Origin of the sequence: Streptomyces sp. NPDC059851, from assembly GCF_042732005.1 — a bacterium.
GTDB lineage: Bacteria > Actinomycetota > Actinomycetes > Streptomycetales > Streptomycetaceae > Streptomyces.
The window spans coordinates 1-7,076 of record NZ_JBHWJJ010000229.1 but is presented as its reverse complement, the minus strand read 5'-3'; the positions used below and the strand labels follow the sequence as shown (position 1 = coordinate 7,076).

The window sequence follows — 7,076 nt, the reverse complement described above, 5'->3', positions numbered from 1 at the left end:
CGCTGAGCTCGGCGTGGCCCGGTTCGCGTTGCAGGTGCTCAGCCAGTCGGCTGGGCCGGCTCGGCCCGCCCGCCGCAGAACACCTCGTTGACGAGCCTCTGCTGCACCTTCGCGAACGCCTCCCCCGCCTGCGCGAAGTCGAGCCGGGCGTCCCCGGTGGTCAGCGAGGCGGTCAGGGTCGTACCACCGTCGGGCGTGCTGTACATCAGCGCCGCCCAGCCCCAGAAGCCGCCGTTGTGGCTGTAGACCGTGCCGCCGCAGTCCGTCTCCTGCACGAACAGCCCCAGCCCGTAACCGAACTTGGGATGCGGCGTGCGCATCTCGGCCAGCAGCGGGGCCGGCAGGAGCTTGCCGCTCATCAGGGCGGAGAAGAACGTGTGCAGGTCCCGGGTGGTCGAGATCATGTCACCGGCGGCGGAGATCCAGGAGGCGTTCGTGCGGGTGACGTCGACCGTCTTCCACTGGCCGGCGGCCTGGTAGGTGTAGTAGGCGTGGGCGTGCGGCTCGGGGATCTCCGGCGAGGCGTCCGGCACCACGGTGCCCGACAGGCCGAGCGGACCCAGGATCCGCCGCTGCATCTCCTCGGCGAACGGGCGGCCGCTGACCTTCTCCACCAGCAGCCTCGCCAGGACGTAGTTGGTGTTGGAGTAGCTCCAGTCCGTCCCCGGCTCGAACCGCGCCGGCTTGGACAGCGCCAGCCGTACCAGTTCCTCGGGCCGGTAGGTGTGGAACATGTTGTCCACCCACTCCTGGCCCTGCCAAGGGATGCCCGGGGCGGTCGTCCCGTCGTCGTAGTACTCACCCGTGAAGCTGAACAGCCCGCTGGTGTGCTGCAGCAGCATCCGCACCGTGATCCGCCGGTCCAGCCCGAACTCGGGCAGGTGGTCGGCCACCGGGCCGTCCAGCCCGATCCGGCCCTCGGCCACCAGTTGCAGCACCAGGGTCGCGGTGAAGGTCTTGGTGGTGCTGCCTATCCTGAACCGCCCGTCGGTCGGCGGCTCGGCGCTCTGGCCGAGCTCGGCCACTCCGGCGCTTCCGACCCACTCGCCCCGCTGGTCGTTCACGCGCAGCTGCACGCCCGCCCAGTCGGAACCGGCGATCTCCTGGATGGCCTTCTCCAGCTCCGGGCGGTCCTGCCCGGCGGTGGCGTTCGGCGTGAGGGACATGGTGACGTGCTCCTTTGCGTCTGTCAGGACTTCGGTCGAGCGGACGGCTCGTGGCGTGCGGCGATGAAGGCGTCCCGGGCTTCGGTCCCGTCCCGGGTCCCGGTCCCGGTCGCGGCCCCTCAGATGCTGCGGGCGGTGATGTCGCCGTAGGCAGTGGTCGCGTGGATGTTCAGGCCGGCGGCGGATCCTTCGCCGTTCACCAGCGCGTTGAGGATCCGGCCGTACGCGGTGCCGGCGTCCAAGGAGGCGGAAACTCCCCGGGCGGCACCGACCGAGATCCCGCCGTGCTCGGTGCGCAGGGTCACCGTGCCGCGCACGGCCTCGGCGATGTCGATGTCGCCCTTCGTGGTGGTGATCTCCGCGGGGCCGCCCAGGCGGCCGATCGAGATGTCGCCGGCCTGGAGGGCGAGGCGGGCGTCGGCGGTCTCGTCGAGCTTGATCGTGCCGTGAGCGCTCTCGACGGCGACGTCGCCGAGCCGTCCGACGCCGCGGAGTTCGGCGCTGGCCGTCTTCACCTCGACGTGGGAGCCGGCGGGCAGCTGCACGGTCACCTCGACGGATCCGGAAGCCCCGAAGACCTGCTTCTTCGCCGCCGGGACCTCGATCCGCAGGACGCCGTCGCCGTAAGCGACCGTGGTCTGCTCCGCCGCCTGCACGTCGCGGCTCTTCGACGCGTTGGCCGGCAGGACCTCGACCGTGGTGTCGGCCCGGTCGGCGGCGATGAACCGGATGCTGCCCGCGGGGATGTCGAGGACCGCGGAGACGGGGGCGGGGGTGTCGAACTTCTGCATGGTGTGCTCTCCTGCACTCGTTGTTTCTGACAGGAGAAACGCTACGTTGCACTCACGATCCAGGCAACGCATTCGTTGCGCAGAATCCGAATAAATGCAGGTCAAGCGCATGCAATCGTTGCAACAGGCCTGATTCTAATGCAACGAACACCTCTCCGTTCGTTGCAATGGAATGAAGGTGAACGCTATGCTGGGGACACCACGGCCACGAAGAGCCGCACGGAACCACGAAGAACCACGAAGAACCGTGAAGGACCCCGGAAGGAGACCGCGATGCCGGGAGGCAGGCTCACCCAGCCCGAACGCCAGCAGATCGCGCTGGGACTGGCCGACGGACTCGCCTACGCGGAGATCGCCAGACGCCTCGGCCGTCCGACTTCAACGATCACGCGCGAGGTGATGCGCAACGGCGGCCCCACCGCGTACCGCGCCGACCTCGCCCACCGCGCCACGGAACACCGCGCCCAACGCCGCAAGCAGGCCGCGCCCCGAGGGCAGCAGGCGCCGCCGCAGGCCCACGGACGTGACCCCGAGGCGGTGCGCGCGTACGAGGAGGTGTTCACCACCGTCCTCATAGAAACGGGCACGCCCAAGATGATGGCCAGGGTGCTGACCTGCCTCTACACCAGCGACACCGGCAGCCTCACCGCGTCCGAACTCGTCCAGCGCCTCCAGGTCAGCCCGGCGTCCATCTCCAAAGCGGTCGCGTTCCTCGAAAGCCAGGACCTCGTCCGCCGGGAACGCGACGAACGCCGCCGCGAGCGCTACGTCGTCGACGACGACGTCTGGTACCAGTCGATGATGGGCAGCGCCCGCGGCACCGCCCGACTCGCCGCAACCGCGCGACAGGGGGTCGGCGTGCTCGGCCCCGACACCCCGGCCGCCGTCCGCCTCGAAAACATCGCCCGCTTCGTCGACTTCGTGTCCGAGAGCATCGCCCGCGCCGCGGACCAGGCCCGCGAAGTCCTCCACACCCAACCCGAAACCCCCTCGGACGGCACTGCCTGAGCCGCCCTCCGCTCGGGTTCGCCAGGTCCGTATTCCCGACGGACCGGAATCCGGGCGATCAGGCTCGCGACAGGGTGCGGGTCGCCGCGGCCAGGCGGTGGGCGGCTTCGGTCAGGTCCGCGGGGTCGGCGGCCGCGGCGAACCCGAGGCGGAGGTGGGAAGCGGGCGGGTCCGTGGGGAAGTAGCGGTGACCCGCGTCGACGGAGACGCCGTGCAGGCGGGCCGCGTCGGCGACGGCGGTGTCGGTGAGGTGGGCGGGCAGCCGGAGCCACAGGTGGAGGCCCCCGGCCGGTTGCCGGGTGAGCGTCCAGTCGGGCAGTTCACGGGCCAGGGCGGTGGCGAGCGCGGTGGAACGGGCCCGGAGCGCGGTGGCGAGGGCGCGCAGGTGGCGGTCCCAGGCGGGGGTGGAGAGCAGTTCGACGGCGGCTTCCTGGAGCGGGCGGGCGGTGAAGAAGTCGTCCACCTGCCGCATGCCGCGGAGCCGTTGCACCACCGGGCCGCGGGCGATGAGTGCGCCGATGCGCAGGCTCGGTGAGGCCGGCTTGGTCAGCGAGGTCAGGTGGACCACCGTGCCGTCCCGGTCGTCGGCGACCAGCGGGCGGGGCACCGGGCCGCCACCGTGGCCGAGGTGGCGGGCGAAGTCGTCCTCGATCAGGAACGCCCCGGCGGCCCGGGCCACGTCCACGACCTGGCGGCGACGCTCGGGAGCGAGCACCGTGCCGGTCGGGTTGTGGAAGGTGGGCTGGCAGTAGAGCAGTCGGGCGCCGGTCATGGCGAAGGCGTCGGCCAGCAGGTCCGGGCGGATCCCGTCGCCGTCCATCGGGACGGCGACGGGGCGCAGGCCGGCCGCCCGGGCGGCGGCGAGCGCGCCCGGGTAGGTGGGCGACTCGACCAGCACCGGGCTGCCGGGGGCGGCCAGCGCACGGAACAGCATCGACAGCGCGCCCTGGCCGCCGCCGGTGACCAGGACGTCCTCGGGGTGGATGCCGCACCCCGCCTGCCGGGCGAAGATCGCGCGCAGCGGGGCGAGGCCGGCGACGGGTGCGCGGTGCCAGGCGTCCGGGCGGCGCGCGGCGCGGGCCAGCGCGGCGCTGAGCTCGCGGGCGGGCTGGAGGCTCTCGTGCAGGTAGCCGCCGGAGAGCGCGATCGTGCCGGGCGGTGGTTCCTCCGAGGGGCCGTTCGCGGCGCCCCCGGAATCGAAGGCGCGGCCGGCCAGCGCGACCGTCTGCCAGGAGGTGTCCGCCGGGCCCTCCTCCGGCCCCGGTCGGCGGCGGGCGGCGACGTACGTGCCGCTGCCGGGGCGGGTGACGACCATGCCCTCGGCGGCCAGCAGGGCGATCGCCCGGGAGACCGTGACCGGGCCGACGCCGTGACGGGCGATCAGTTCCCGGCTGCTGGGCAGCCGGTCGCCCGGTTCGAGGGCGGCGATCTCCGCTCGCAGGATGGCGGTCAGCATCTCAGTACTGCTACTGTCAGACATGGGTATACAGAATAGCGCTTTCGAACCGTCGGCAGAACCGCTCCTGGACGTCGCCGCCCTGCGGGCCGACACCCCCGGCTGCGAATCGGTGATCCACTTCAACAACGCCGGCTGCGGGCTCATCGCACGCCCGGTGCTCCGGGCGGTGATCGACCACCTCCACCTGGAGGCCGAGATCGGCGGGTACGAGGCCTCCGCCGCCAGGGCCGCCGAGATCGCCGACTTCCACGCCTCGATCGGCGAACTGGTCGGCGCCCGCGCACGCAACATCGCCTTCGCCGGCAGCGCCACCCACGCCTACACCAAGGCCCTCTCGGCGATCGACTTCCGGCCGGGCGACGTCGTGCTGACGACGCGCAACGACTTCATCTCCAACCAGATCGCCTTCCTCGCCCTGCGCCGGCGCCACGGCGTCCGGATCGTCCACGCCCCCGACCACCCGGACGGCAGCGGCGTCGACGTCCGGGCGATGGCCGGCCTGATGCGCACCCACCGCCCCCGCCTGGTCGCCGCCACGCACGTCCCGACCAACTCCGGCCTCGTCCAGCCGGTCGCCGAGATCGGCCGACACTGCCGCGAACTCGACCTGCTCTACCTCGTCGACGCCTGCCAGTCCGTCGGTCAGTACCCGATCGACGTCGAGGAGATCGGCTGCGACCTGCTCACCGCCACCTGCCGCAAGTTCCTGCGCGGGCCGCGCGGCTCCGGCTTCCTGTACGTCTCCGACCGGCTGCTGGACGGCGGGTACGAGCCGCTGTTCATCGACATGTACGGCGCCCGCTGGACCGCCCCCGGCGCCTACCGCCCCGTCGACACCGCCGCCCGCTTCGAGGAGTGGGAGTTCCCGTACGCCACCGTCCTCGGCTGCGCCGCCGCCGTCCGCTACGCGCTGCGGGTCGGCCTGGAGCCGGTCTCCCGGCGGACCCCGGCGCTCGCCGCCCGGCTGCGCGGCCAGCTCGCCGAGCTGGCGGGCGTACGGACACTGGACGGGGGCCCGGCGCCCGCCGCCCTGGTCACCTTCGCGGTGGAGGGCTGGCAGCCGCAGCCCTTCAAGGCGGCCATGGACGCACGCGGCATCAACTCCGCCCTGAGCTTCCGGGAGTTCGCGCAGTTCGACTTCGGGGACAAGGAGGTGGACTGGTGCTTGCGGCTGTCGCCGCACTACTACAACACCGAGGACGAGGTCGACGCGGTCGCCGCGGCGGTCGCCGAGCTGGTGCGGGACCCCCGGTGAGCCCAGGCAGCCCGGCGGGCCCGGCGACGGCCGGGCCCGCCACCGCCGCCCCTCCCCCCTCGGAGCCGGACCGACCGCGGGGGAGCCTCTGGCGCAACGGCGACTTCATGAAGTTCTGGTTCGGCGAGACGGTGTCGCTGCTCGGCACCCAGGTCACCAACCTGGCCCTGCCGTTGACCGCGATCAGCGCCTTCGGCGCCACGGACGAGCAGGTCGGGCTGCTGCGCTTCCTCCAGCTCGTCCCGTACCTCGGGCTGGCCCTGCTGATCGGGGTCTGGACCGACCGGGTGCGGCGCCGGCCGGTGATGATCGGCGCCAATGCCGTCCGACTGGTGCTGATCGGGTCGGTGCCGCTGCTGTACTGGTGGGACCTCCTCGACCTGACGGTCCTGCTGGTGATCGCCTGTGCCGTGGGTGTCGCGTCGGTGGTGTTCGACGTCAGCTGGATGTCCTACGTGCCGACGGTGGTCCGCACACCCGAGCACTACGTCGAGGCGAGCGCCAAGATGGGCACCAGCTCCTCCGCCGCCGACGTGGCCGGGCCGGGCCTCGCGGGCGTCCTCGTCTCCGCCCTCACCGCACCGGTCGCACTCGTCGTGGACGCCTGCTCGTACGCCGCGTCCGTCCTGTCGCTACTGCTGATCCGTACGCGCGAACCGCGCCCGGAGCCGGCCGCCGAACGGCACCTGCTGCGTGAACTCCGGGACGGCCTCGGGTGGGTCATGGGCAACAGGGTGCTGCGGGCGCTCGCGCTCGTCGGATTCTGCTGCAACTTCTCCATGATCACGACGTGGACGATGTTCCTGCTCTACGGCACGAACGACCTCCGCCTGGACTCGTCCACCCTCGGCGCCCTCCTCGCCACGGCCTCGGTGGGCGGGCTGATCGGCTCGCTCGTCTCCCGACGCGTCATCGCCCGCTTCCCCCTCGGCCGGGTGTACCTGGTCGCGCAGTCGGCCCTGCTGCTCGGCCCGACCCTCATCGTGCTGGCCGGCGGGCCGAAGCCGCTCATGCTGGCGATGTTCGTCCTGTCCTTCTTCACGACGTACCTGGGCCTGGGCGTGGCCGGGGTGATCATCGTGAGCCTCCGCCAGACCCTGACCCCGCAGTCGATGATGGGCCGGATGACGGCGGCGTTCCGGACGCTGCTGTTCGGCGGCGGCGCGCTCGGCGGGCTCGCGGCCGGCCTGCTCGCGGGCCGCCTCGGCGCCCACGGCGCGCTGGTCGTGGCGGCAGCCGCCTCGGCCGCGGTCGTCCTCGGGCTGCTGGTCTCACCGGTCAGCCGCCTGAAGGCACTCCCGGAGGCTCCGGCCGAAGCGCCTGCCGAGGCATCTACCGAGGCAGCCGGGGGCTGACGGCCCCGGGCCGCCGGCCGGATGCCCGCCCGGGCGGGCATC

The 7,076-nt window shown here is 72.5% G+C and carries 6 protein-coding genes; 3 read left to right on the top strand and 3 right to left on the bottom strand.

Annotation, left to right across the window (positions count from 1 at the left end; genetic code table 11):
* Positions 1-38 precede the first annotated feature (38 nt).
* Both ACFV7Q_RS37810 and ACFV7Q_RS37805 read right to left on the bottom strand, forming a co-directional pair.
* Positions 39-1,166, bottom strand: a complete 1,128-nt coding sequence (locus ACFV7Q_RS37810) for a serine hydrolase domain-containing protein (RefSeq protein ID WP_385435483.1) — start codon at positions 1,164-1,166, stop codon at positions 39-41.
* A 119-nt stretch (positions 1,167-1,285) separates the two neighbouring features.
* Entirely contained in the window at positions 1,286-1,957 is a 672-nt protein-coding gene (locus ACFV7Q_RS37805) for a DUF4097 family beta strand repeat-containing protein (RefSeq protein WP_385435482.1), read from the bottom strand.
* A 273-nt stretch (positions 1,958-2,230) separates the two neighbouring features.
* Between ACFV7Q_RS37805 and ACFV7Q_RS37800 the strand changes: the two genes are divergently transcribed.
* On the top strand, positions 2,231-2,965 hold the full coding sequence (locus ACFV7Q_RS37800) for a helix-turn-helix domain-containing protein (RefSeq protein ID WP_385435481.1): 735 nt from the start codon (positions 2,231-2,233) through the stop codon (positions 2,963-2,965).
* Positions 2,966-3,023: 58 nt separating this feature from the next.
* Here the strand turns inward: ACFV7Q_RS37800 and ACFV7Q_RS37795 are convergent, their stop codons facing one another.
* Entirely contained in the window at positions 3,024-4,445 is a 1,422-nt protein-coding gene (locus ACFV7Q_RS37795; RefSeq protein ID WP_385435480.1) for a PLP-dependent aminotransferase family protein, read from the bottom strand.
* Between ACFV7Q_RS37795 and ACFV7Q_RS37790 the strand changes: the two genes are divergently transcribed.
* Positions 4,444-5,679 (top strand): aminotransferase class V-fold PLP-dependent enzyme, encoded by a 1,236-nt coding sequence (locus tag ACFV7Q_RS37790; protein WP_385435479.1) that lies wholly within the window; start codon positions 4,444-4,446, stop codon positions 5,677-5,679. The two genes, ACFV7Q_RS37795 and ACFV7Q_RS37790, sit on opposite strands and share 2 nt — an antisense overlap.
* A complete protein-coding gene (locus tag ACFV7Q_RS37785) occupies positions 5,676-7,034 on the top strand; it encodes an MFS transporter (protein ID WP_385435478.1) in 1,359 nt (452 codons plus the stop codon). The genes ACFV7Q_RS37790 and ACFV7Q_RS37785 overlap by 4 nt, the downstream gene beginning before the upstream one ends.
* The last annotated feature ends 42 nt before the right edge of the window (positions 7,035-7,076 follow it).